The sequence below is a fragment of the Ekhidna sp. ABH4_415 genome (assembly GCF_056161305.1).
The window spans coordinates 217336-243017 of sequence record NZ_JBSWYW010000007.1; the positions used below are offsets into that span (position 1 = coordinate 217336).

20 protein-coding genes are annotated in these 25682 nt (G+C 40.4%); 8 read left to right on the forward strand and 12 right to left on the reverse strand.

The window, feature by feature from the left end; genetic code table 11:
* Positions 1-13: 13 nt before the first annotated feature.
* Both ACXAH9_RS13910 and ACXAH9_RS13915 read left to right on the forward strand, forming a co-directional pair.
* Positions 14-4474: a T9SS type A sorting domain-containing protein gene (locus ACXAH9_RS13910; protein WP_474895460.1), complete on the forward strand. Its 4461-nt coding sequence runs from the start codon at positions 14-16 to the stop codon at positions 4472-4474.
* Positions 4475-4563: 89 nt separating this feature from the next.
* Entirely contained in the window at positions 4564-5436 is an 873-nt protein-coding gene (locus ACXAH9_RS13915) for a hypothetical protein (RefSeq protein ID WP_474895461.1), read from the forward strand.
* Positions 5437-5494: 58 nt separating this feature from the next.
* Here ACXAH9_RS13915 and ACXAH9_RS13920 read toward each other — a convergent pair whose 3' ends face one another.
* Positions 5495-7951 (reverse strand): S9 family peptidase, encoded by a 2457-nt coding sequence (locus tag ACXAH9_RS13920; protein WP_474895462.1) that lies wholly within the window; start codon positions 7949-7951, stop codon positions 5495-5497.
* Positions 7952-8116: 165 nt separating this feature from the next.
* Here ACXAH9_RS13920 and ACXAH9_RS13925 point away from each other — a divergent pair, with 165 nt between their 5' ends.
* The 3 genes from ACXAH9_RS13925 to ACXAH9_RS13935 all read left to right on the forward strand — a co-directional run bounded on the left by ACXAH9_RS13925 (position 8117) and on the right by ACXAH9_RS13935 (position 12607).
* The gene (locus ACXAH9_RS13925; RefSeq protein ID WP_474895463.1) at positions 8117-8797 is read left to right on the forward strand and encodes a response regulator transcription factor; all 681 of its coding nucleotides are present in this window, start codon (positions 8117-8119) and stop codon (positions 8795-8797) included.
* Positions 8794-10047, forward strand: coding sequence for a sensor histidine kinase (locus ACXAH9_RS13930; protein ID WP_474895464.1), 1254 nt, complete (start codon positions 8794-8796; stop codon positions 10045-10047). Before ACXAH9_RS13925 ends, ACXAH9_RS13930 begins: the two co-directional genes overlap by 4 nt.
* Before the next feature lie 85 nt (positions 10048-10132).
* Entirely contained in the window at positions 10133-12607 is a 2475-nt protein-coding gene (locus tag ACXAH9_RS13935) for a TonB-dependent receptor (RefSeq protein WP_474895465.1), read from the forward strand.
* A 59-nt stretch (positions 12608-12666) separates the two neighbouring features.
* Here ACXAH9_RS13935 and ACXAH9_RS13940 read toward each other — a convergent pair whose 3' ends face one another.
* Together ACXAH9_RS13940 and ACXAH9_RS13945 are read right to left on the reverse strand one after the other, a co-directional pair.
* Positions 12667-13689 (reverse strand): alkaline phosphatase D family protein, encoded by a 1023-nt coding sequence (locus ACXAH9_RS13940; protein ID WP_474895466.1) that lies wholly within the window; start codon positions 13687-13689, stop codon positions 12667-12669.
* Between the two features lie 56 nt (positions 13690-13745).
* Positions 13746-14228 (reverse strand): deoxycytidylate deaminase, encoded by a 483-nt coding sequence (locus ACXAH9_RS13945; protein WP_424961482.1) that lies wholly within the window; start codon positions 14226-14228, stop codon positions 13746-13748.
* A gap of 102 nt (positions 14229-14330) precedes the next feature.
* Between ACXAH9_RS13945 and ACXAH9_RS13950 the strand changes: the two genes are divergently transcribed.
* On the forward strand, positions 14331-15449 hold the full coding sequence (locus ACXAH9_RS13950) for an amidohydrolase family protein (protein WP_474895585.1): 1119 nt from the start codon (positions 14331-14333) through the stop codon (positions 15447-15449).
* A 118-nt stretch (positions 15450-15567) separates the two neighbouring features.
* Here the strand turns inward: ACXAH9_RS13950 and ACXAH9_RS13955 are convergent, their stop codons facing one another.
* The 7 genes from ACXAH9_RS13955 to ACXAH9_RS13985 form a co-directional block, all read right to left on the reverse strand.
* Positions 15568-16254, reverse strand: coding sequence for a hypothetical protein (locus ACXAH9_RS13955; protein WP_474895467.1), 687 nt, complete (start codon positions 16252-16254; stop codon positions 15568-15570).
* A gap of 14 nt (positions 16255-16268) precedes the next feature.
* Entirely contained in the window at positions 16269-16853 is a 585-nt protein-coding gene (locus ACXAH9_RS13960) for an FISUMP domain-containing protein (RefSeq protein ID WP_474895468.1), read from the reverse strand.
* A 47-nt stretch (positions 16854-16900) separates the two neighbouring features.
* The gene (locus tag ACXAH9_RS13965) at positions 16901-17803 is read right to left on the reverse strand and encodes a DUF5694 domain-containing protein (RefSeq protein WP_474895469.1); all 903 of its coding nucleotides are present in this window, start codon (positions 17801-17803) and stop codon (positions 16901-16903) included.
* 86 nt (positions 17804-17889) lie between these two features.
* On the reverse strand, positions 17890-19092 hold the full coding sequence (locus ACXAH9_RS13970; protein WP_474895470.1) for an Ig-like domain-containing protein: 1203 nt from the start codon (positions 19090-19092) through the stop codon (positions 17890-17892).
* Positions 19093-19212: 120 nt separating this feature from the next.
* On the reverse strand, positions 19213-20184 hold the full coding sequence (locus ACXAH9_RS13975) for a YitT family protein (RefSeq protein WP_474895471.1): 972 nt from the start codon (positions 20182-20184) through the stop codon (positions 19213-19215).
* Positions 20184-20930, reverse strand: a complete 747-nt coding sequence (locus tag ACXAH9_RS13980; protein ID WP_474895472.1) for a M48 family metallopeptidase — start codon at positions 20928-20930, stop codon at positions 20184-20186. Before ACXAH9_RS13980 ends, ACXAH9_RS13975 begins: the two co-directional genes overlap by 1 nt.
* 193 nt (positions 20931-21123) lie before the next feature.
* The gene (locus tag ACXAH9_RS13985; protein WP_474895473.1) at positions 21124-21696 is read right to left on the reverse strand and encodes a hypothetical protein; all 573 of its coding nucleotides are present in this window, start codon (positions 21694-21696) and stop codon (positions 21124-21126) included.
* Positions 21697-21772: 76 nt separating this feature from the next.
* Here ACXAH9_RS13985 and ACXAH9_RS13990 point away from each other — a divergent pair, with 76 nt between their 5' ends.
* On the forward strand, positions 21773-22438 hold the full coding sequence (locus tag ACXAH9_RS13990; RefSeq protein ID WP_474895474.1) for a DUF6090 family protein: 666 nt from the start codon (positions 21773-21775) through the stop codon (positions 22436-22438).
* Between the two features lie 30 nt (positions 22439-22468).
* Here the strand turns inward: ACXAH9_RS13990 and ACXAH9_RS13995 are convergent, their stop codons facing one another.
* Both ACXAH9_RS13995 and ACXAH9_RS14000 read right to left on the reverse strand, forming a co-directional pair.
* The gene (locus ACXAH9_RS13995; RefSeq protein ID WP_474895475.1) at positions 22469-23164 is read right to left on the reverse strand and encodes a LytR/AlgR family response regulator transcription factor; all 696 of its coding nucleotides are present in this window, start codon (positions 23162-23164) and stop codon (positions 22469-22471) included.
* Entirely contained in the window at positions 23161-24882 is a 1722-nt protein-coding gene (locus tag ACXAH9_RS14000; RefSeq protein WP_474895476.1) for a histidine kinase dimerization/phosphoacceptor domain -containing protein, read from the reverse strand. The genes ACXAH9_RS13995 and ACXAH9_RS14000 overlap by 4 nt, the downstream gene beginning before the upstream one ends.
* A gap of 301 nt (positions 24883-25183) precedes the next feature.
* On the opposite strand from ACXAH9_RS14000, the gene ACXAH9_RS14005 reads away from it, so the two are divergent.
* On the forward strand, positions 25184-25666 hold the full coding sequence (locus ACXAH9_RS14005; protein ID WP_474895477.1) for a T9SS type A sorting domain-containing protein: 483 nt from the start codon (positions 25184-25186) through the stop codon (positions 25664-25666).
* Positions 25667-25682: the final 16 nt, after the last annotated feature.

Genomic DNA, 25682 nt, shown 5'->3' on the forward strand with positions numbered 1-25682 from the left:
ATCACCCTCAGCTATGATCTCACTCGGACGTCTTTATGTTGACGTATTGGCTTGTATTCTCTCTACAGTAAAGAGAATGAGTCTATGCGCATTCCTCATTGTAATTCAATCATCATTATTATCTGCTCAAGTACTGATTAATGAGGTGGTCACTGACCCGCAGGTGGATTGGAACACTAACTCTTTTGACGGAACCAATGGACTTGGAATTATTGACACCAATGATGAATGGATAGAGCTATATATCACTTCGAATGGGTTGGACCTTACTGGTTGGATCATCGATCTTAATGATGGCACCAATGAATCTGGCGTAATTGCAGCAGGAGGGGCTTTTGTTATAATGAACTATATCTCAGGAACTGGAGGAATGTTCACTGACACTGACGCTGGAGACTACATTGTTTTAGGACAACCAAATACTGGCTCCATGGATGCCAATATTACAGTCACTCTTAGGGACAATACTATGGCGATAATCGATCAGGTAGAGATTGCTGCTGGTTCAGGTACTTTCTTTACAGGTGCTTCCACAGGTATTTTTGATGAGTCTGTAGCACGAATTCCGAATGGACAGGATACTGATGTTGATACTGATGATTTTGTATTGACACAGGCGACATTAGGTACTAACAATTCACCCACTGGAATAATGTTAATAAATGAGGTAATAACTGAACCTCAAATTGATTGGAGTACAAATGGCTTTGACGGAACAGACGGTGGCGGGACAGTATCTGAAACGGATGAATGGATCGAACTGTACATTGGTTCAACAGGTCTTAACCTGACAAAGTGGACAATAGATGTAGTGGATGGAACTCCATTTTCAGGTGACCTATCTAGCAGAGATCTTACAGGATCCGGAGCTTTCCAGGAAATTACCTATTTCGGTTCGGGTTCATTTACAAGTACTGTTGCGGGTGATTATTTGGTCTTGGGTAACCCTCAGGGATCAGAGGTTATAAGTAATATTGTCACCGTGACTTTGACAGACCCCTACGGATCGATCATTGATGTAGTAGAAATAGCTTCGGGTTCAGGTACAGGTTTTACAGGCAACTCCAATAATGCGGATGATGAATCAATCTGTAGAATACCAAATGGCTTGGATACAGATGTTGAAGCAGATGATTTCGTACAGACTAGAGCCACACTGGGTGCCAACAACTCTCCTCAAGGGACAGTGCTAATTAATGAAATTGTAACCTCACCCCAACAGGACTGGAGTGCTGGTGGATTTACCAATCCTGCTCCCGGAGGATCAGGAGGAACCAACGATGAATGGATCGAGCTGTACATCGGTACTTCAGGACTTAATTTAATAAAGTGGAATATTGCTGTTATCGATGGGACGGATTTTAATGGAGACCTCACCGGTTCCGGTGCATTTTCAGTTTCGTCCTATGTAGGATCGGGTAGTTTCAATAATACAGTAGCTGGTGATTATTTAATTCTGGGTAATCCTGTCAGCAGCGAGCAAATCAATGATGATGTTTATATCACATTGACTGACCCCTATGGAGTAGTAGTTGATGATGTTGAGATTGGGGATGATCTAGAGGGAGATGGTACTGGGGATGGTGCACCGGACGGTACTGCCTCCGGAGGTTCATCATCAGACATCTCGGATGAGGCCATTTTTAGAGTGCCGTTGGCTGAAGATACAGATGATGATGTTGCTGATTTTAGAAGAGGACTTGCTTCTTTAGGTACTGAAAACGGAATTATTTATGTAGATGCCTCTGCTCTTGATGATACAGGCTTTGGCAGGCCATCAGATCCAAAACAGCTGATTCAATCGGGGGTAGATATCGCCGTTGATAATGGTAGAGTGATCGTTGCTGCAGGCACTTACAGTGAGAATATTATCATATCAAATCCGGTATCACTAGAAGGCGCGAACGCAGGAATTGCCGGGAATGGGACAAGAGGTGCAGAAACAATTAATGATGTATCTGGTGTAGGCATCACTATCACAGCAGATACAGTCTCTATTGATGGTATTCAACTGGGAACAGATGCGTCTACTTCCAGCATCACCAATGGAATAGTTGCTACTGGAAATACTGGAATATCAATACAAAATAATGTGATTTACACAAACAGTCTGGGCGTGGCTGTAGGTAATGAAAGCACCGGAAGCATCATGGTTTCAGATAATGTAATTTCAATGCTTGCCATTGAGGATGCAACCAGCCCCACCGATGGGAGCATTGGCATTGCTGCATTCCTGACATCTGGAGATGTAGATCTGAATCTATATAATAATGATATCTCAAATGCTTCTTTAGGTATTTCTACATATGGGTTGCAATCCAGCATTGAGGCAGTCATTAATGGTGGAACATTTACTGGATGCATGACAGGCATTCTTCCATCTAATACGGATGGAGTTGGAGGCTTTTATCCGTCCGTTTTAACTATCCAAAATGTTATCATGTCAGGGTTTGCTACTGATTCGGATGTAACGAATATTGATACTGAAACAGCAGTTTATGTCTTTAATGCGGGTGGATCTGCTACTGATGATATTGCCATTACCATCAATAATTTAGATGTATCGGGCGTTAATAATGATCTTTCTAATTATTCGGGCATTGTCATTGGTGATTTTCCCTCAGCTTCTGACGGTGCTGGCATTGATGCTACAATTATCAACTGCAACATTCATGATAATGAGCAAAGGGGAATATACGTCAGGGGAGGTGATGCGGTAGCGTCAATTACCCAATCATCTATTACTGGAAATGGGTTTAATCCAACAGCAACGGGAGGCAATGCCGGCTTTAATATAATAGTGAGAGAGGGGGCGAGTGCATCTGTCACAAATTCGTTTGTAACTAATCCGGCCACCTTATCCGGACCAGAGGATATTCCAGGTTTTTATTATGTCGGAGGTATGGGAGTTTTTACTGGAGGCAGCTTGACGGTCAGTAATTGCAATTTAAACCAAAATGGTAATGGATTTATTGCTGAGACCTCAACGATAAACCTTTCTGGAAACTATTTTAATTCAATCGATGAATCTACAATCCAGTCACTCGTTGGGGCTGGTAATGACTTTACCCCCTGGCTTTCTGATGGAACGGATACTGATTTGGTTACTACCGGTTTCCAGGGAGATTTTGATGGTCTATATGTCGGTCCACTTAGTCCTCAGGCATCAGGAGACCGCATTCAGGAAGCGCACGATTTATTGAATACAAATGGGACTATCTTGCTTCTTCAGGATGACTATATCGAAACATTGACTGTAACAAAAAGCATTTCTGTTGATCCTGAAGCTAATACGACCATTGATGACATCACTTTAAATGGAGGTCGATTGACGGTTTTAAATGATTTGGAGGTAAACAACACGCTTACTTTAACAAATGGAATCTTAGATATTGATTTAGATGATGGCGATAAAAATGATGATCCTTCACTCACATTAAATAATTCTGTAGCTGGTACTTTTAACGCAAACAGTCACATAGAAGGCAGAGTACAGGTATTAGTGGGTGCTTCTACTTTATTTGATTTTCCAGTTGGAGATGCAGGTGCTTACCGACCCGCTCAACTTACTCCTACCAATACAGCCACTTTTGAAGTTTCACATGTTGGTCAGTCTGCTCCAGTTGGTGGGGGTACTTTCGGAGATATGAGAGCATTGCATGGTACTGTGAGTGGTGAGTTGACTGGAAATATTGAAAGTACGCTTACGACTAGATACTGGGATATTGATTTAATAAGCGGAACTCCGGGCAGTACAGATGTTACATTGCAAATTGAAAGTAGCGACGAAGCTTCTGATCCAGTTACACTAGGTATGCTTCGTTTCGACGGGACAGATTGGGTAGAGTTGACATTGGTGGTAGCATCAGGATCCGACCCCTACACAATTACTGCTCAAACAAATAGCTTCAGTGAATTCACAATCTACTCAACAGATTCAGATGCAAATCCATTACCAGTTGAATTAGTTGATTTTCATGGTAGAAGAGATGGTTTGGATGTAAAATTGAACTGGACAACACTATCAGAGGTCAATGCGGATTATTTTCAGGTTGAGAGAAGTGATGACGGGGCGAACTTTAGGTCATTAGGAAGTGTAGACGCTCATGGAAATAGTAGCGAGAAGCATGAGTATGGATTTGTAGATATGAATGTAAGTGAGGGTGTTCATTACTATCGATTGATGAGTGTAGATGTTGATGGTTCTATTGAGTACTCGTCCATAGTAAGAATTACTTCAGGGATTAATCCGTTTTTAGTGTATCCAAATCCAGTGTTTGATCAGATTCAAATTGGAGGCATTGATGAGATCAAAATTGAAAGCATATTGATATATGATATGACCGGGCGGCTCAAGAAGATCTTTGGGGCTATAGACCACCTGAACATAGAGGATCTCATCCAAGGTGAATACCTCATCAGGGTGAAACTGAAAAGTGATGAAGTATACGAGGGTAAAATTTTAAAAAGATGAACGCTTTATAATAGCACTCAGAGCCTTTTCAATTTGATTTCAGGGTTTTGATTAAATTGTGATTTGGTGTAACCGCAACAATCACCTTCATGCCTAATCATTCGTCTAAAAATCTTCGCCGGGTTTTAAATAAGGATTACCAAATACCACAGTCACGCCTGATTACTCACAGGGTGCTGATTGCTACAAATTTGATGATGATGGTGGTGTTGGTTATTGAAGTGTTATTTGATCTAGATGCTACCACTGTAGAACTTCTTATTCCGAGCTTATTAATCAATGCATTTTTGTTGCTTTTGTCTTTTTGGAAGCGACCTCTTTACAATCTTGAAATTGCTCATGCTATCGTATTATACTTAATCGTTGAGGTCCATTTTTTTGCCAATCCGGATATGTTTCATATTCTGGTTTATTGGATGCCATTCATACCTATGCATGCGTTGATTACACGAGGAATGAAACACTCTCAGTGGTGGATGGGTATTACAGCTATTACCATACTTATTAATGGATATTATGGCTCCACGATCATAGGCATGTCCTACCCAATTACCCCAGACTATATCAAGTTTACGAGCGCTGGTATCTTGTTTTTGTTTTGCATTTATGCCGGCTTTTATCTTTTGTATTATTTGCTTGGTAATGCTTATTCAAATATGAAGGATAAGAATAGTGAAATTGAAAGGCTGAACAATGAATTGAGCAAACTCAACAATTCGCTAGAAGAAAGAGTAATGGCTCGCACACAAGATCTAAATGAAAAGAATGCTCGATTGGAACGAATAGCCTATATGAACTCTCATGAAGTTCGCTCCTCGTTATCTAAGATTATTGGAGCCTCCACTGCGATGGAATTGGATGAAAATCAGAAGGAGAGATTAATAAAAGTTATGGTGAATTCCTCTAAAGATCTTGATAATGCTGTTAAAGCAATGAGTAATGAGATTGATCAGGGTAAATGATTGCAAAAAATAAAGCCGAACCTCTGGGTCCGGCTTAAATCAGGTTAATTATTATCTGTTACTCTTTATCCACTTCCATCTCTACAGTAGTTTCCATAGGATCTTTGTTTTTTACATGTTCCTCCAACCAGGAATCCTGCTCCCAAAGTACATGCATGATGCTCTCTTTCGCTCGGTAGCCGTGACTTTCTTTTGGTAGCATCACCAACCGGGCTGGTCCACCAAGTCCTTTTAAAGCATTGAAATAGCGTTCACTCTGCATTGGGTATGTACCTGAATTATTGTCTGCTTCACCATGAATTAGGAGGAGAGGGGTCTTCATCTTATCGGCATGCATAAATGGCGACATGGTGTAGTACACCTCCGGTGCTTCCCAGTAGGAGCGCTCCTCTCGTTGGAATCCGAAAGGTGTAAGCGTACGATTGTATGCACCACTTCTGGCAATTCCTGCTGCAAACAAGTCTGAGTGACTCAACAAATTGGCAACCATAAAAGCCCCATAAGAGTGACCACCTACTGCTACGCGATCCCTATCAATGTAGCCCATAGCATCCACTGCATCAATACCTGCTTTGGCATTTGCTACCAATTGTTTTCTGAAGGTATCATTCGGTTGTTCATCGCCCTCTCCGATAATAGGGAATGCAGCATCATCCAGCACCACATAGCCGCGTGTCACCCAGAAAACAGGGGATCCGTACCAGGGGTAAATGAATTCATTTGGATTCGTGGTATTCTGCCCCGCACTCGCTTTATCCTTATACTCTACTGGATAGGCCCACATGATCATCGGCATTTTTTCTTTTTGCTCTTTATCATATCCTACCGGTAGATAAAGTGTTCCAGTTAGCTCCACACCATCTTCGCGTTCATAAGTAATCACCTCTTTTTCTACCTCCATCATTGCCTTAAATGGATTTTCAAACTGAGTGATTGGTTTGAGGTCCATCTTTTTCTTGATGTTTCGAACATAATAGTTAGGATACTCCGTTGGAGACTCAATGCGAACAAGAATTTCTCCTTTCGTCATGTCAATCGCATCAACCAAATCCTCCACCTTATCGGTATATTCTGATTGATATAACCTGGTTGTTTTCCCTGTCTCAAGATTCATTTGGTCGACAAATGGGAATTGTCCTTCTTCACTAAACCCATCTCCCATAAGGTATGCATTGCTGCCATCCATCGATAGCACATATTGATTAAGCTTGTTTTTAGTGGTCACAAAATTCCCGGGATCGCTGTAAGCGTCCTGATAGTTACGATCAAAAATCACTTTAACTTCCTTAGAGTTGTCAGATGGATTGAAGGTATACGTTTTCGTATTTCGATTATCAAACCAGTAATCGTATGCGATTGCAATCTCATCCGTTCCCCAGGTAATTCCTGAAAAACGATTTTTGGTTTTTATCAGTGAACGCTCTTTGCCATCAAAAGGGGCGGGTAATTCGTACACTTCGTCACGATATTCCATTTCTTTGGCCGGGTCACCGTCATCAAGAGCCTGTGCCCAAACCATCGTGGCAGGCTTATCAGCTCTCCATCGGAAGCTCCGTGGCTGATCGGTGGTAGCCATAAAGCCTTTCGGTCTTACCTCATCCACGGACATATCTAGCAATAGCTTAACCTGTTTACCATCTTTGTTGTAGATCGCTGTTTCGGATGCGAAACGATAGTATGGAACGAGGTACGAAAATGGTCTTTTTACTTTAGTGATCAACACATAATTGCCATCAGGGGAGAAGTCCATCCCACGATACATGCCCACATCCATCCATTTGGACGTGCTACCATCCAGAGTTACTTTGTAAATTTCAGATCTTGCCAACTGTTCAAAGTTTTTTTCATCAACTGGATTCTTAAGCAAATCCTGATAGGTCCTGTTTTGCGCTTTTTCGCCAGAACTCACACTTACGGTTGGTCCTGTTGGAACGGCAGTTTCCGTGTCAATTAATGGCTCTCTGTCTTCAGGAAGCATTTTTACCAATAGATTTTTACTATCAGTAGCCCAAACCATTGGCCAGCCCAGATTTGCATTTGCACCAGCATCGGTTAATTTCTTAGCCGCTCCTTTTATTACATCCAATACCCATATCTCTACACCTGAAGATGTTGTGTGAGTGAACGCCATCTTGCTCTCATCAGGTGACCAACTGAAATAGGCCATTCGGGGGTTATCAGGCAGACCTGTTACTTGCTTTTCATCCTCATCAAAAGCTTTTTTTACTTTGACATTATTATAGAAAGTAGTCCGACTGCCAATGTTAGTCACAGGATTGATTCTTAAACCACCCAGTCTGAGTTCTTCTTCGGATAGCTCTGCAATGGATTTATATGCATTACGATAAAGGAGAACCACATTCTCTCCCTTATTGTCGATACGCACCCATGGTGCCAGAGGCGCATCGATGAGTTCTTTGATTTCCTGTGGCGGCTCCTGATATTCCAATCCACCCTGGGCTAAAAGCCCAAAAGAGAATAGGATCATGAGGAGATTATTCATGATTTTCTTCATAGTCCTAGCTGTTTACAATGATTGAACCTTTAAGTTAGAAAAAGTTCGCGTGAGCAGAGTGACCGCTTATGTAATGCGTGATCATAATCTTATTGCTATGATGCATTGTGATAGTGTGAAACGATATTTCAGAATTGCTTCAAAAAGCCCCGTTATGTTTGTAAGATGAAATTGTTGCTTGTTGAAGATCAGGAAGAGCTAGCCTCCAGTGTTCGAAATTATTTTTCGAAGGAGGGTGACGTATGTGAGGTCGCTCCTAATTTTTCAAAAGCTACAGAAAAACTCTATGCCTTTTCTTATGATGTATTGCTTCTGGATTTAATGCTACCCGATGGGGACGGCCTATCTCTATTGAAGGTTGTAAAAGAAAATTGGCCGGACATGGGCGTATTAATCATTTCTGCAAAGAACGCTCTCAATGATAAATTACATGGGCTAGAGCTAGGTGCAGATGACTACCTACCCAAGCCCTTTCACCTGGCAGAGCTGAATGCAAGGGCAAATGCAATTTTCAGAAGAAGAAAGCAGGAAGGTAAGCGATCCCTGAGTTTCAATGAGATTGTACTGAACCTGGATAATCACGAAGTAACCGTGAACGGCACCACATTGGATCTCACCAGAAAAGAATATGAGTTACTGCATTACTTTGTTGTGAATCAAAACCGGCTGCTTACCAAACAAGCCATTGCTGAGCATCTTTGGGGTGACTATATGGACACGATGGATTCATTCGATTTTGTGTATCAGCATATCAAAAACCTTCGGAAGAAAATCATGAATGCCGAAGGAAAGGACTACCTGAAGACCGTCTATGGTGCAGGCTATAAAATGAAGGATGAGGAATGAATCTGATTGTAAGAATTACCATATTATTCGTATTCGTATCACTCATCGTATTCCTGGTAGGAGGGGTGATCAGCTTCAATGTGATGATGCGGGAGGTCAATTATGAGCAACGCAGATTTCTAACTGAACGACTAGAGCGCATGGAGAACAGGTTGGAAATCAGACCAGTTGAAGATACCCTGAGCTGGACTAAACTCACAGTTGTAAGACTAAATGACCTTAAAGAGGAGTCCACGATGTTTTCAGACACATTGGTGATGCACAGCCAGCTGGAGCGAATAGAGCCACACTTAAGATTAGATGCTGTGCGAAACATAAATGATGTTAGCTATCACATCAGTTTGTATGATATTATCATTGAAGCGGATGACATCCGTGACGGGCTGGTAGAGTCTCTGGTGACCATGTATCTGATCCTACTTGGAGCAGTGATAGTTATCGGCTTTCTGGCTTCATATTTCATCCTTCGTCCCTTCAATCTCACCCTGGACGTGATCAAGAGTTTTTCACTCACACAACCTGATCAAAAACTGAATTTTCCCAAATCCAATGTCAGTGAATTCAAGCGTCTCAATAGATTTTTAGCTGAAATGACAAGTAAGGTTAAATCCGACTACCAGTCACTAAAAGAGTTCTCAGAAAATGCCTCTCATGAGTTTCAGACACCCATTGCCATTGTTCAGAGTAAACTGGAGGTGCTAATGGATGGAGCTAATTTAACAGAAGAACAAATAGAACAAATCACCTATGCTCAGCACACAATCAAAAGATTGAGCAACCTTAGTAATGCATTGGCACTTTTGACCAAGATCGAGAATCAGGAATTTGCCAATGTTTCGGAAATCAAACTTTCTGAAACGCTGAGGAACATCCTAGAGGAGTTTAAGGAGCTTGTTGAGCTAAAATCCATTGATCTTAAATCTCACATAGAAGAAGGGCGAATTGTAAAGGCAGATTTAGTCTTAATAGAACTTCTTTTGACCAATTTGATAAACAATGCGATCAGGCACAATTGGGAGGGAGGATATATAGAAGTCATCTTGAATGAAGATACTTTGAAGATTTCCAATACAGGTCCTAAACTTGATATTCCAGGGGATCAGCTTTTCGAGAGATTTAAAAAATCGAATCAAAGTGCAAAGTCTATGGGATTGGGTCTTGCGATCGTCAAAAAGATCTGTGATTTCTACGGCTACTCAATCAGTTACAAAAATGAAGGGGATCTGCATACCATTCATATTCGGTTTTGACCGTACGTAGAAAGAATTTTAAAACTTCAGAATTGCTTCAAATTTCACTCAAACATGCTTCAAAGAGTCTTGTTTGATTTGTATTATGAAAAGAAAAGGACTGCTTTTTATTATTTACTTATTAGCACTGTTGATTGGTGCATATAGCCAGGCTACTAAGGAGTCTGCAGCTCCCAAATTTGCCATCAAGGGTAAACTGGTAAATGCCAGTACAAATGAACCAGTAGAGTTTGCCACTGTAAGTGTATTCAATGAGGCAGACTCATCTTTGGTTACCGGCGGACTGACAGATGTTGAAGGAATTTTTAATATTCCAATCAAACCGGGAGCATACTACCTAAGAATTCAGTTTATGGGCTTCCGAGATTTGAACGTTTCAGCGGTTGTCATTAACAAACAAGATCCAGTGTACAATACTGGAGACCTGCGATTCAAAGAGAATGAGACACTGCTCGAAGAAGTGGTGGTGCAAGCTGAACGAACGCAGATGGAAATGACTTTGGACAAAAAGGTTTTCAACATTGGAAAGGACCTGAGTAACCTGGGAGGTAGTGCCACTGATATTTTAGATAATCTACCTTCTGTACAGGTAGACGTGGAAGGAAATGTGAGTCTTCGAGGAAGTGAGAATGTTCGGATCTTGATCGATGGAAAACCTTCCGGGCTGGTGGGTTTGAGTAGTAACGATGCTTTACGTCAGTTAAATGGCAACCTGGTAGAAAGTGTAGAGGTGATCACAAACCCATCTGCAAGATATGATGCAGAAGGTTTGGCCGGTATCATCAATATTGTTCTGAAGAAAGACAAGAAAAAAGGAGTAAATGGAAGTTTCCAGGCTAATGTGGGGACACCTGCTAATCATGGAGGTTCCGTTAATCTAAACTTCCGTAAAGACTGGATCAATTTTTTCACCAATGTTGGGGTGAATTACAGACGTTACAATGGAAGTGGATTGTCTGAACAAACCTTTTATGATTCGCAAGCTAAAACGACACCTGTCTTAATTACCGATAGAGACCGCTCTCATGATAGAGGTGGGATTAGTTATTCGACTCGCTTTGGATCAGATATATACCTCAATGAGACCAACACGCTAACGCTGGCATTTTTGTACAGGTATTCGGATGAAAACAATAGGACACGATTGATCTACGATGATTTTTATCCTCAATCCGGAGCTGATTCCATTTCCTTCAGAAATGATGATGAGGGTGAAGGAGATGAAAACATCGAATATTCAGTGAATTATACAAAAAACTTCAATCGAAAAGATCAAAAACTGACATTTGATTTTCAATACCAAAACAACAATGAGCAGGAGAGTAGTGATCTGATTGAAACCATTGGACCGAATCCAACCAATCAAACGCCAAGGCTGATACAGCGTGCGAATAACGATGAGATAGAAGAGCGATTTATGATTCAATCAGATTACGTGCATCCATTTGGAAAGGATGGAAGGTTAGAACTAGGTACCAGATATACGGATCGATTGGTTGGGAATGATTATGTGGTTACGGAACAAAACGAATCGGGTGTTTACGAAGTGGATTCAGCATTCTCGAATGAATTTGAATATGAGGAAGACGTTTTAGCTGTCTACGGAATTGTGAGTAATAAGATCAATAAAATCTCATGGCAGCTAGGTGTAAGGTTTGAGCAGACAAGGTTAGTGACTTTCCAGAAAACAGATAATAATCTGAATGAACAGAATTACGGCAACTTCTTTCCAAGCGCTTTTGTAACCTATCAAATGACAAAATCGCAGGCGCTGCAGGCTAGTTATAGTCGAAGGATAAGCAGACCCAGAGGACGAAGTTTGAATCCTTTTACTTCTATTTCCGATAGTCGAAATTTTTGGTTGGGGAACCCAAATCTACAGCCGGAATTTACCGACTCGTATGAGCTGGGATATTTATTGAATACAGAAAAAGGTTCACTGTATTCGGGGGTTTATTATCGCCATACAGAGGGTGGTGTGCAGCGACTTAGGAATACAACAGAAGATGGAATCACTTTCACGAGACCGTATAACGTATCAACTGAGGAGGCTTTTGGTGTGGAGGTTAATATTTCACGTGATTTTACTGAGTGGTATCGAGTAAGTGGGAATGTAAACTTTTACAGAAGTATCGTGCCAAGTGGGAGTGTGAACTTCGGCGAAGAAGTCCTTTCCTTTAATGGAGCAGAGGCCACCACGCTAACCACCCGACTTAGTAACAATTTCAAGTTTACCAAACTTTTTGATGCGCAGCTAAATGTAAACTATCGTGCTCCACGAAACACGGTACAGGGACGTACGCTTTCAATCACCTCTGTTGATATTGGAGCTTCCAGAGATATTTTGAAAGGAAATGGCACATTGGCTTTTAATATAAATGACCTTTTCAATTCGCGAAGGTATCGAAGTGAAATTTCAAATGAGTTTTCAGAGCAATACAGCGAGTTTCAGTGGAGGTCAACCACTACAACGCTTTCATTCACCTATCGTCTGAATCAGAAAAAACAAAGAGAAAGAGGCGGAGGCCGTGATTACGATGGAGATGGTGGTGAATTTTAAGGATGCTTTACTTTGAGTAAGTTGGTTGCCCTCCTAAGCTGAGAAGCTGGGAGGGTTTTTTATTTGAATTTTATCTGCTGCCGTTGGAATTCCTTATTGTCTTTCCCTTGGAATACGAGGTTCAGTTGCGGTAGTCCATCGCTCCAAGCGATATCCATAAAAGCAAAATTCGGATCATGAATTTTCTTGCCTATCCTATACTTGTTTAGCTCCTCACCAATGCCTGAAGGACTCGTCAGACTGCTAGAAGTCAAATCCCAAATAGGATAGGGATAACCATCGATCTCTGTTCTAGAAACTTCTGACAGGTGGCGGTCTCCTGTAAGAAATACAAGTGGCGCCTTTGTATTCTGCTTTACTACGTCAAGTAATCGTTTTCTTGCTTTTGGAAAGTTGCTCCATTTTTCCCATCGATGCTGCTCAGCGATGACCTGAATGCCGGAGCACACTATAAATAAGTCGACACCTTCTTCTGATAGCTGACCAGCCAGCCAGTTCCATTGTACTTCGCCTAAAACATTTCCTTCTTTGTTGATCAGTGCTTCTTTTTCCGGAGTGCCTGGATTATTCCATTTCAATGTATCTCTGAAGTAACGAGCATCAAGCAGAATGATTTTAATGATCTTATCAGCGCTTTTGTAGCTATACGATTGGTGGGCACCTTTTCTTTTCCATGCCGGGTGGTCTTCGTTCACATCCAAAAATCGAAACAGCTCTGCTTTGCTTTGATCTTTCATCAGGTACTCACTACCCCCGTCATTTACTCCATAGTCGTGATCATCCCATATACCAATCACGTCAGTGTTTTTTAGTAATTCCTGATAACCCGGGTGTGTCTTTTGCTGATCATACATTTGTCTCATGAGAGTCATGTCTTCGGTATCCGCATAGATATTGTCCCCCAACCAAATCCACAGATCAGGATTTACTTGGTTTATCTCATGCCACAATTGTTTATCTGGTTGGTCTTGTTTACTGCAGGATCCAAATGCAATTCGGTTTAGTTTTTTATCAAAAGTGATGTCTGCTTGCTGAGCCCACAGATTGATGGGTAATAAGCAAAGGATAAGAAGACTTTTCATAAGAGAAAGCTACGAAACCAAAACGAAATACACTTTAAGAATTAGTGAAACCTATGTTACACCAGCTCACTCACATTATCCAGATGGCCCTCATATTTCTCAACTGCTACTCCAAATTTCTTAAGGAAATCCACCCCTTCATCATTGGGTATTCCTTTATGTTCAGCATAAGATTTTAGATAGATCACTTTCTCTACCCCCATAGTGAAAATGATTCGGGCGCAAGCCAGGCAAGGAGAGAGTGTCACATAGAGAGTAGCTCCTTTCACTTCGGTTTTATTTTTTACTGCATAGAGCAGTGCATTTTGCTCAGCATGAATGGCTAGTGAGCAACCACCTTTTGAGTCTCGATCACATCCTTTCTCAGGCCACTCTTCATCACAGTTGTGCGTACCGGATGGCGGTCCATTATATCCGATAGAAATGATTCGGGTGTCTTTGGTAAGTACTGCACCAACATGTCTTTTGATGCAATGAGATCGCTTGGCCAGGTTCACTGCCAGCTCCATGAAAATATCGTCAAATTCCGGTCGCTCCATGACGCTAAGTTAACCTTCATGCACGTAATAAAACCAATTGGTTGGATCACTCGTTTCGATGCGGGTGGACATTTTGTATTATTGCCATTGAAACCAAAACGCATGAGAAAAATCGCAGCAGTACTTTTATTTGTTTCTTCTATCACTATTGCTCAGGATGGTCAACAAACGATGAGCTTTGAAGAGTATAACCCAACGTCTACGTTGGTGGTGCCTGAAAATCCTGTAAAGCGTGCAAAATTCCCATTTGTTGATATTCATAGTCACCAATGGAATCTGACGAAAGAGCGCATCGCTTCTCTTGCGGCGGAGATGGAAGAATTGAATATGGGAGCGATGGTTAATTTGAGTGGAAGAGGGTTTAACAGAGAGGCCGGAGATATTGGTTCGCAGGAATACCTGGCTGGTATGGTGAGAAGAGTGGAAGGAGAGGCCCCCAATCGGATTATTGTTTTTACCAATGTTTCATTTAATGATATTGATGAGGAGGGATGGACAGAAAATGCAGTAAAAGAACTTGAAGAAGATGTGCAAGCAGGGGCAAGAGGCTTGAAAATTTACAAAAGTTTAGGCTTGAGATATACTGATACGAATGGAAACCGGATAGCCATTGACGATCCTCGAATTGACCCCATATGGGCTAAATGTGGAGAATTGGGAATCCCAGTATTGATTCATGCTGCTGACCCTGCTCCTTTTTGGGATCCTATGGATGCAGATAATGAGCGATGGTTGGAGTTGAAATTAAGACCAGGAAGAAAAAGAGGTGATGATGATCCCGCACCGTTTGAGCAGATCATTGCTGAGCAGCACAATGTGTTTAAAAAGCACCCGAATACCACTTTTGTTAATGCACACATGGGCTGGATGGCGAATAACCTGGATAAAGCTGGGGAACACTTGGAAATGTACCCTAACGTTTACTTTGGAATAGGAGCTGTTATCGCTGAGTTTGGTCGTCAGCCACGAAGAGCAAAGGAGTTTTTTGAGAAATACCAGGATAGGTTGCTATTTGGGAAGGATGCCTATAATCCGGAAGAGTTCTGGACCTATTTCAGGGTGCTTGAAACCGAAGACGAGTACTTTCCCTACTACAAAAAGTATCACGCTTTCTGGCGCATGTACGGGTTGGGTCTTTCGGATGAAGTGTTGAAAAAGGTCTACTATAAAAATGCGTGTAAGATTATTCCGGGGTTGGAAGTGAGTCAGTTTGAAAATTAGTGATTAACCACGGAGGAATCAAAGTAGGCACAGAGTTCGCAGAGAAAGTGTCTCAGTATTCTCAGTGGTTATGGTTTTTGATGTACTTGCAAACTGAATAAGTTCTTGTGCATTATCATCACTTCATACTTTCTGCAAGCTCGAGCATTTCAGGAATGTATCCGTTGTGTAATTGCTTATCTACCTCCGGGTCGCCACTTATGCTTACATCATTTTTCCCTTCCATAAATCTTATTCCATATTCTCCATCCTCCCTGGAAGTGTAGCTAATGATGAGACGCGTATTGTTTGTGAAATGGGCATTGTCAATGATCATTTCTACCTCCCGATAGGACCCTGAGTTCCAGGTGTTGGCCATCCAGCCATACCTATTGTAAAACTTTTCAATGGTATCCACTCCATCCGGATGCATTTCATCCCAGGACTCAGGGTCACGAAAGATCCAGTCAAATTCAGTTTTTGTTGCTCTATAAGCAGTATGCTCACTAATAAAGTCTATTTGGCCTAATGCAGCAGAGGAATGAAAAACCGAAATCTTGTTGGCATCTATTAGGTATGCATTGAGGATAGAGCTAGTATTTGATTTGATACCGATATATGTAAAGCCTTCAGATTTTTTAATAATGAACCGACGGTCTTTTACCACATTTTTCATAAGGGTTGTATCTACAATTTCGCGAACAGCGATACTTCCATCTATTTTGTACTTATCAGATATTGTTTCAAGACTTTTCCATTCATTAGGTTGAGAAAAAACCTTTGAGGTAATTAATAGGGTGAGTAAAATGAGACTACTTTTTTTCATATCGTGAACTTGCGTTAATCTTTAATGCATTTGCAATTCATTTTTATCATTGGTGCATACGTTTCTGCCAACATGTAGGTAGGCTCCACATTGATTGAGTCTTGCTCGCCACTACTCCATATATGAATGCCTATTAAATGTTTTTGCAACCCATTATCTGGTTCCTTATAAAACGGTTTGAGGGTATCAGTACTGGTCCAGTAGTAGCCCATTACCTGGCTGTGCAAGACGGTATCCTGTCTCCCCATTCCTCCTAGTAGAAGTTTATTATCGTTTAAAGAGGTCATAGGAATAAGCTTACCTTGTCGACTATTCCTTTTACCAGGTAGTTGCTCGATAAGTGATTTCCACTCTGAAAGAGATGGAATATGATAGCCATCTGGGCAAACATTGTCAAGCTCACCATTTTTATAATACACTCCATACTTTTCGTGACTCAGAATGAACTTTTCAGGGTTTACCTCTAGAAATCTTAAGTTTTCTTTGATCCAGGTTTTGTCACCAATAGTTTTTAGCGAGTATTCCTGCTGATCCCGGTAGTCAGTGATTTTATCTTGTTGAATAACAATAATCATCAAAATGGGAATCAGGTACTTCATTGCAAGAAATGATTCGGGTTGACTTAGATTTCGGTCTGATCGTATAATCAGTTTTTGAGATAATCAGTTGGATTTGTGACATGGATATTTGGATTGTCACTTAGCATTTGATGCAAATACCTAACATGACCTGATCCAAAAATGACAATCACTCGATCCTCTTTTTCCGTCTGATCCAGAATATTTCGATAGATAAATAAATTACGTTTATACCACTCAGCAACCATTTCAACACCAATGTTGTTGAAATCAAACGACCTCATAAAATAGGGGAGACCATCTATTTCAGTGGGTTGCTCCTGATATTTAAACATGATTCCTTCTCCATCTTTCACCTGAATGGCTACATTGTTGTAGTAATCATGATTCCCCATGATTTCTCCCCACTCGTTCACATTTGAAAGATTTTCCAAAACAGTATTATCCTGAAAGCGGTCAGAACGCTCAGCTATAAAATCAGCTCGCTTCTCCTGACTGGAAGTATAAGAATCAAACCCGAGTGTGTCAGCAATAAAGTCCACATAGTCACCAAGCCAGAACCCGTCATGATCAATGGCAATAGGAGTTTTTAAATTCAATTGTTTAGCCAGTCGAAAGCCCAATTGGTACACTTCATTTCTACCTCCTGAAATTTCATTAAGAGCAATATCGTCATTGGTATACAGACCATATAGACTGTCTAGTTTTGGTTGCGTATTCGGCCGAAATTCGACAAGGATCTTGGTTGGGCTGAATGCTTTTAGCTTGGACACAACTTCCTCAATTTCTTTCTGACGTTTTTCTGAATAATAATCGTCTATGTTCATGTTATGCGTGTCTAAACCAGGGTTGTCAAAATGATATACTCCCAGAAGCATCACTTCTTTCTCAAATGATTTGACCTCTTCGCTATTTGGTGAACACCCGAACAAGAAGGATAAGCAGAGTGCGAGTTTTAATAGGTTTTTCAAAGGTGTGTTTGTTAGTTTATAAAGTTGAGATGGAATGCCAAGAACCCTGAATATTCAGAGTCCTGCATTTACTACCACCAAAAATGTTATTTGATTTCAATACAATTAATATATCCTTGATCGAAGACATCTGTGCGGAAAATTTCCTCACCGTTTTTCCAAACTACTCCAACGGAATTAGTTTCCAGATCCAGCCCACCAGCTGCATATATATTTCCATTATGCATGATTATTTCTTCAATGGAACCCTCTATTCCTGATTCAGCATAAAAAATTACTTCTCCATTTTTCCACACCACTGGTCTATGGTTAAGGCTACCTGCGATATAGATATCATCATTTTCAACCACTATACTTTTTGCCAGAGCTCTAGTGCTTCCATCTGTTACATTCGTTTTTACAGAATTTTCCCAATAACGTGCTTGCACAACTCCAGCCCCCAGGTTTTCATACCCACACGCATAAAAAATATCTTGACTCACAAAGACATCTGTAATCCATGTGTATTTATCATAGTCAAGAACAAGCTCATTCCCATTCTTCCAAATGGCAGGTCTGGACTCATTTCCATACTGGGTTATACCCCCCACATAGATATCGTCTTTATCAAGATAAATTGAATTGGCTTTGTATGCTTCATTCCTAATTAACGATAACCCATCAGTCTCACTTAGTTTAAATAGGTTGCCATTGTTTATCACCGCGTATATTTCATTTTGCATGGTGGCCATTTCCTTCACTTCCTGATAGCCGTCACCCAAAATGATTTCTTCAAAATCTTTCCAAATAATTGAATGCTGTTCAAGTTTTATTCCACCTGCATATATGTGGCCATTAAGAACTTTTATATCGTTTACCCATGAATAAAGACCTTCATTATTTCCGGTTATCGTCAGGTAATTGATTTTTCCATTTTTCCAATAGGCAGCCTCAAACTCTCTTGCGGAACCACCAACAAAAATGGTTAAGTCTACGATTACATCACAGGTAGCCGTCAGTCCACCTACAGAAGCAGTAATTGTAGCCGTACCACTTTCTAATGCCAGTAGACCTCCTTCTTCTCCCATCTTGACCACATCAGGATTGGAACTTTCCCAAACGACTGTTGAGTCACCAATATCTGTAATCACGGTTAGTGTATCAGTGTCAGATACTTCCAGCGTCAGAGTAGTTAGATCCAATTCAATTGCTTCTAGCCAAGGTTCTTCGATGGCATCCTGATTGCTCTCACATGCGAATACAAGTAATGGAATAGATAAGAAAGAAAAGGTTCTCATTAGTTTTATCATGTCTCTTTTTTTAGAGCAATGATATGGAACTGGAAGAGTGTTTTAGGTTAAGAAATGAGCATTGAAGTAATGAATAATTTATTTTAACTATTTAATCTTAAGTGAAAAGACTGCAACCGGTTAATGCTCCTTAAACTGCCTTTTCTTGATCATCCCTCCCTTGAGGTCTTTTACAGAATTCATTACAATAAAAGCCTGTGGGTCAATGGATTTGATTTCATTTTGCATCCGACCAATTTCTAATCGGGTAATGACCGAATAAAGGATCTCGGTTTCAGCCAGATCCTCTCTTTTTCCAAATCCGCTTTTGCCTTGATAGATGGTGACTCCACGCCCCATTTTTTCAGTGATCATTAGTCTTAAAGATTCACTACGCTTCGAAATAATGATTACGCCGATGTATTCTTCCACACCTTCAATCACAAAGTCGATTGTTTTGGATGCTGATAAATAAGTCAGAATGGAATAAAGAGCGATTTCAATTGTGAGGAGATATGCTGCAGTTGAAAAGATGAAAATATTGAAAATAAGGATAAGGTCACCAATAGTAAGCCCAGTCTTACGGCTAAGGTAAATAGCAAGAACTTCTGTCCCATCCAATACTCCTCCACCTCTTACCGAAAGTCCGATACCAGCTCCAAGAAAGAATCCACCAAATACTGAAACAAGCAGTTTGTCAGTAGTGATGATTGGATAGTGGATGAAGTTTAGTGCTAACGCCAGTCCTATGATGGCAATGATACTTTTGAAAACGAACGATCTCCCAATTTGAAAATATCCCAGCACGATGAAAGGGATGTTGATAATAACTATCAGAATCGGTAGTGGATAACCAGTGATTACGCGAGTAAGTAATGAGATTCCTGTTACTCCACCATCGATAAAATCATTAGGTAAGAGAAAGCCATGCAATCCAAAGCCAGCAGATAAGATGCCAAGTGACAGAAAAATGAGTTCTTTGAACCACCTGCTTGCATTATCCTTTACTGCTATGGAATATCGAGCAATTGTATAGTCGCTTATACGCTTAGCCCTTCCTCCAATCAACGATTGCAAGGATTTAAAGAAACGATAAATTCCTGTAGACTTCACTATTGTGATTTTCTATAGTATTCTAGGGCTTTTGGCATATTCGCTTTTAAGTCAGCGATTCTCGTGTCATGCGAGGGGTGAGTGGAGACAAACTCCGGAGGAGCTTCACCGCCACTGTTAGCAGCCATGCGTTCCCAAAATTTTGGGGCTTCCTCTGGATTGTAGCCGGCCATAGCCATAAAATAAAGTCCTAATTTATCTGCTTCGGATTCATGTTTTCTTGAAAATGCCAGGATACCTAGTGATGTAGCTGCTCCTGCTCCCTGCATAATAATTTCTGTTGGTATGGAAGGTCCGCCACTGCCTCCGGTAAGGATGATACTTACTGCCGAAAGTCCGAACTGAGCAGCATACTGCTGGCTGATCCTTTCCCGACCATGGTTAGCAATGGCGTGAGCAATCTCATGTCCCATTACCACAGCTACGCCAAGCTCGTCCTGGCAAATAGGCATAATGCCGGTGTAGAAAGCTACCTTGCCACCAGGCATACACCAGGCATTGACGGTGCTGTCATTATCTATTAGGTTAAACTCCCATTGGTAGTCGTTGAGGTAGCTTGACTGTCCCTGGTCTGCGAAGTATTGCTCAACCGCACGCTGAATACGGGTGCCTACCCGCTTCACTGTTCGGGCATCATCAGTTCCTGTGATGATCTTGCTTTCCTTTTTAACCTGCTCATATTGCTCATAGCTCATAGGAAAGATCTTCTCATTACTGATGAGCGCCAATTGTGATCTATCGCTCATGGGTACGCTGGAGCATTGAGCAAGGCAAAGTGCAACAAGGATTATTGAAATTGAAGTTAACTTTCGCATGATATCAGAATTTTCGATGAAGATAAATCATCCACACAATTCTCTATGATAGGCTGTCTGATTTTTTAAAATTTTTAATATCAAAAATCAACCTTAAGTCAAAATTGCTTATTAGGTCAGATAATTATAATTCCGTGATTTGATTAAGCAAAGAAAGGCCTCTCGGAGAAATAGAATAGCCTACTTTATGACTAATAGTGAGCCCTAGATTTTTTAGTTTTCGGATATTTGGTTTCAACCAGACCTGATCTACTACCAAAAGCTTCGCAAGCTCAGATGATTCAAGCTCAGGATTTTGCTTTATTGCCAGAAGGGTTCGCAGTGTCCATGCACCTTGCCTATCCATCTTGGAAAGTTTCTTTTTTAAAGCTCTCAACTCCTCGACAGAATCTATTGTTTCTTCTCTCAGCTTGATTCTTGGATCAGCACCATGATACACAACCCTGATTTTGAAAATTTGATCTTTAGTATCTGAAAATGCCTTTATTAGTGAGGCCAGTTTTGGATAGCCAGCAAGACCCGCTTCGGTTTCAGTTATAGAATTAATAGGGACTTTTTTTATTTCTTCTATCAAAACCTGCCCAATAGACGTATGGATGATACTACCATTTTTAACTCTGGGTTTCTGCCATTGCCTGAAGAGAAGTGTGGTATCTCCGCTTTTGATTTTTTTAAGATCAGCTTGCTTGATTAGCATTCATTTAAGATACAAAATTTGATTGTATCAGATTGCATATGCTTGGTACCTAAACCACATTTCTTAATTTTAATTTATGAAGAAGATTAATTGGCTCGATCACATTGCCAACCTGTTGGTGGTTATTCTGGGCATCACCATTGCTTTTTATATGGAAGGCTGGAGGGAAGAGGCCAGTAACCGAGCACAAGAGCAGAAGTATTTGGAATCTTTATTGACCGATTTGCAAACGGATGTTGATGCTCTTGACACCCTACTCTTCTACAATGAGAGTATAAAAGAAGCCTTGAACAACTTAACTATGGCAAGTATTGGCAGGCCATATGGAAGTGATTCCGCATTGGTGTGGCACACCATGAGTATTCAGTATAATCCACCATTCACGCCTCAAAGAACCACTTATGAGTCATTAAAAGCATCAGGAAAATTGGATTTGATAAATGATTTTGATCTCCGAAATAACATCGTAGAGTTATACGAACAGTATTATTTGGGAGCTGGCCAATTTGATGAAGTACTTAATAACCACGTTCGCGATTTTGTAAAGCCTTTTTATATGCGTGAAATGGAATTCAGAGGTCCGGGTGCGCTGGATCCATCCTTTCTTCAACGGAATGAATTTCGAAACATAATCTTTGCGTATCAATATCTTTTTGGAAGAAAAGATGAATTTTACCGAGAAGTACTGAGTAGAACAGATAGTGTGAAGCAGGATTTGATGAGGTATTTGGATAAAAAGTAACCTCAACTTTTGAACACCTTGCTTCACAGGTTATTGCTTTCCTGACAAACGACTGGTTATCTCTTTTTTGTATGAGCGGGATATGGGACACTTCTCCTCATTTACAATAAGGTGTTTCCCATTGATGGCACTTACGTTATTGATATTTACAGCATATGATCGGTGGACTCTTATAAAATCTTTTGTATTTAGCTCTGTTAAAAAATTGTCCAATGAATTTCTAACAATATACTTTTTTTCAGAAGTCACTACATCCAGGTAATTGCTGTCGGATTTTATGTATTGAATATCCCGAATCGGGACCTTTACCTTTTTTGCTCCCACTTTGAGAAAAACAAATTCAGAGTTTCTCTCTCCTTTGGCTCTTAATAATTCAATCGTTGAAAAGAGATCATCCCTGGTAAATGGCTTTAGTAAATATGCGGCTGGAGTAGTTGAAGATGCTTTCTTTATGGTCTTGGGATCGGAATAGGAAGTGAGGTATATAAAAGGGAATTTGTATTTATTTTCTATTTCGCTTGCCAGGTCAATACCATCTTTTTTTTCACTTAAATTGATATCTAAAATTACCAGATCTATTTGCTGATTAGATGAAAGTAATAATTCTGCTTCTTCATGATTCTTCGCAATGCCTATCACGTTGTAGTCCAACTCGATCAGCATCTCTTTTGTCATCTCTGCGATCATTAATTCATCGTCGACAATAGCGATATTGAATTTGTTCATTTAGGTATTTCAATTTTAAAGTTCGTTGCTGAGTCACCACTCAATGACATGCTGGCATCAATCTGTTCGAGCAAGATTCTGATGAGTTTGAATCCGAATCCCGTTGACGAGATGATATCAAAGTCAGGGGGAAGCCCTTTCCCATTATCTGTATAATTCAGCACATAGCAATCTTGCTTTTCAATAAAGGAAATAGATAACTCACCATCTTTTGATTCATCAAAAGCGTATTTAAATGAGTTTGTGATCAATTCATTAATAATCAATCCCAGAAATATCGAGAGCTGCATACTTAGTTTGCATTCCGTGTCAATTTTTAACCCAATATCATTTTTTTCGAACATTGATGAAATGTCCCTGAACAGCTCTAAAATGAATTCCTGAAAATCGATCATGGTTGCCTCTTCTACATCGTAAAGGCTTTGATGTACGAGGGCCATGGATTGCACCCTTGACTGGCATTCGTCAAGGATAATTTTAACGCGTTCATCATCAGATGCTTTAGCCCTGAGGTACAATAAGCTTTTTAGAAACGTAAGATTGTTTTTAACCCGGTGGTGTACTTCCTGCATTAGTATTTCCTTCTCTTCCACGCTTTGATTTAGCAGTTCATTGTTTCTTTTTGTTTTATTGTAGACCCAGTAAAGGATCCCCACTATGGTAAGCAAAAGAGCACCGACTCCTATAAGCGTTAATAATTGCTTGTTTTTCCTCTCATTTTCCAGGCGGGTAATCATCTCCGCATTTCGAACTTCAGCCAATTGCTTTTCTTTTTCTGAAAGGTTGAATTTAGCTTCTACTTCATAAATGGTTTCGTTCCATTCCTTTTCTCGTTGAGCAGAGTAGATGTCATAGTATATCTCCAGGGCGCTTAGCGATTTCTCAAATTTCCCTAGCCTTTTATAATTCTGATACTGCATCCAGTAGAACTCGGGCTTTTCTTTTTCCCAATTATTTTCTTCACATAGCTCGGCTCCTTCGATGGCATATTGCAGGCTTATATTATATTCACCAAATCGTTCAGCCGCACGGGAATAGCTGCTTAATGTATTGACTACATAGCGGGTATATCCAAGATCCCTATAGATTTCCAAAGCTTGCTCGTAGTGTTCAAGTGCGCGTATATCCTCGTTTTTTTCATACACAAATCCTATTTCATTTAACGAATTAGCCTCCAGATCTTTGTCCTTGATTTCTCGTGCAATGGACAAAACTTTATTAGAATAACCAATTACCTCTTCGGCACTCTCGCCAACAGATTCATTCAGCAAAGCAGCATACCTGTTATAGAAATAAGCTAGATTTCGTAAGGAGGGACGTTTTTGTCTTATAAGACTATCCACTATTTCAAGATAGGGAATGCCTCTCTGTGAGTGTATAATGCTTCGATAAAATTCAGCCAGAGAGGTGTAGCTAAAAACCTGTCCGTTTATGTCCTCTAACTCATTAAAAATATTAATTCCAATTCTATAGTGGGCCAGAGCAGTGTCATAATTATCCTGCAAGTGCAGGCTTTTGCCCATGTATACATGGAAGTAACCAACAAGGGAATCAGGACAGGAGCTTCTGCAAGAATCTAGTTTTTCGTTAAAGTACTGACTTGCTGATTGATACTTCGCTTCCTCAATCAAAGATTTTCCTTTGATGATAACAGACTGACTCTTACTATCAGTGAGTAAGGTGGTTACAAATAAAAAAAACAGAATAGGTTTATACACGAATGAGCAATTTTAATCACTCTGTCAGTAAATATATCATATGGTTTTCTTAATGGGATTCATTCTTCGATGAATATTTAAATTAATTAGAGGATCTATCTTTTACTTAAATAGTCCCGCACATTTCATCCGAGCTATGGTTTGATTTTTATTAGTTTGATAAATCTCCTTTTGTTCTGACTCATGTCAAACTCATACAAAAATCTTCCATTCACAACATTTTTTTTGAAATGCATTTTTCATCAATGAATTTGATGCCCAGTTCTTATTAACCGCTTACTAACGTTTAAATCCTTATTATATGACAAACATTAAATGCGTGTGTTTTTGCTTGCTGGCGCTAGTAGCAACATATGCATCTGCTCAGTCTGTTGAAAGACAAGGCATAGTGAGTACCGCAAAGACGGGTACCACGGCCAGCTACTCAATAGGTGAGGCTGTAGTGTCAAACGCTGTAGCTACAGGAGATGCATTTCTAATTGCCGGCTTTCAACAACCATTTCTGACCAGTGAACCCGCACTGGGTGTTTCAGATATTTCAGAAAGTCTTTCTGTGTATCCAAACCCATCCCGGGATTTTGTGAACATCGCCGGTGAAGGAATTGATTTTTCTAATGCGGAAATCTCATTGTTCACCATAGAGGGTAAAAAAGTGCCCATAGGTGTGGAGCAGGGCGTTCGTCTTAGGCTGGACATCAGCCAACTTCCTTCGAACATTTATTGGCTTAACATCCAGCTTTCAAAAGACAAGAAAGCAGCCTCATTCAAACTTATCAAAAACTAAACTTTACAACAGAAAA

Bases quoted from the DNA above. Each gene is read 5' to 3' on its own strand.
- ACXAH9_RS13910 (WP_474895460.1), top strand. From the start codon at position 14: ATGATCTCACTCGGACGTCTTTATGTTGACGTATTGGCTTGTATTCTC.
- ACXAH9_RS13915 (WP_474895461.1), top strand. From the start codon at position 4,564: ATGCCTAATCATTCGTCTAAAAATCTTCGCCGGGTTTTAAATAAGGAT.
- ACXAH9_RS13920 (WP_474895462.1), bottom strand. From the start codon at position 7,951: ATGAAGAAAATCATGAATAATCTCCTCATGATCCTATTCTCTTTTGGG.
- ACXAH9_RS13925 (WP_474895463.1), top strand. From the start codon at position 8,117: ATGAAATTGTTGCTTGTTGAAGATCAGGAAGAGCTAGCCTCCAGTGTT.
- ACXAH9_RS13930 (WP_474895464.1), top strand. From the start codon at position 8,794: ATGAATCTGATTGTAAGAATTACCATATTATTCGTATTCGTATCACTC.
- ACXAH9_RS13935 (WP_474895465.1), top strand. From the start codon at position 10,133: ATGAAAAGAAAAGGACTGCTTTTTATTATTTACTTATTAGCACTGTTG.
- ACXAH9_RS13940 (WP_474895466.1), bottom strand. From the start codon at position 13,689: ATGAAAAGTCTTCTTATCCTTTGCTTATTACCCATCAATCTGTGGGCT.
- ACXAH9_RS13945 (WP_424961482.1), bottom strand. From the start codon at position 14,228: ATGGAGCGACCGGAATTTGACGATATTTTCATGGAGCTGGCAGTGAAC.
- ACXAH9_RS13950 (WP_474895585.1), top strand. From the start codon at position 14,331: ATGAGAAAAATCGCAGCAGTACTTTTATTTGTTTCTTCTATCACTATT.
- ACXAH9_RS13955 (WP_474895467.1), bottom strand. From the start codon at position 16,254: ATGAAAAAAAGTAGTCTCATTTTACTCACCCTATTAATTACCTCAAAG.
- ACXAH9_RS13960 (WP_474895468.1), bottom strand. From the start codon at position 16,853: ATGAAGTACCTGATTCCCATTTTGATGATTATTGTTATTCAACAAGAT.
- ACXAH9_RS13970 (WP_474895470.1), bottom strand. From the start codon at position 19,092: ATGATAAAACTAATGAGAACCTTTTCTTTCTTATCTATTCCATTACTT.
- ACXAH9_RS13980 (WP_474895472.1), bottom strand. From the start codon at position 20,930: ATGAGCGATAGATCACAATTGGCGCTCATCAGTAATGAGAAGATCTTT.
- ACXAH9_RS13985 (WP_474895473.1), bottom strand. From the start codon at position 21,696: ATGCTAATCAAGCAAGCTGATCTTAAAAAAATCAAAAGCGGAGATACC.
- ACXAH9_RS13990 (WP_474895474.1), top strand. From the start codon at position 21,773: ATGAAGAAGATTAATTGGCTCGATCACATTGCCAACCTGTTGGTGGTT.
- ACXAH9_RS13995 (WP_474895475.1), bottom strand. From the start codon at position 23,164: ATGAACAAATTCAATATCGCTATTGTCGACGATGAATTAATGATCGCA.
- ACXAH9_RS14005 (WP_474895477.1), top strand. From the start codon at position 25,184: ATGACAAACATTAAATGCGTGTGTTTTTGCTTGCTGGCGCTAGTAGCA.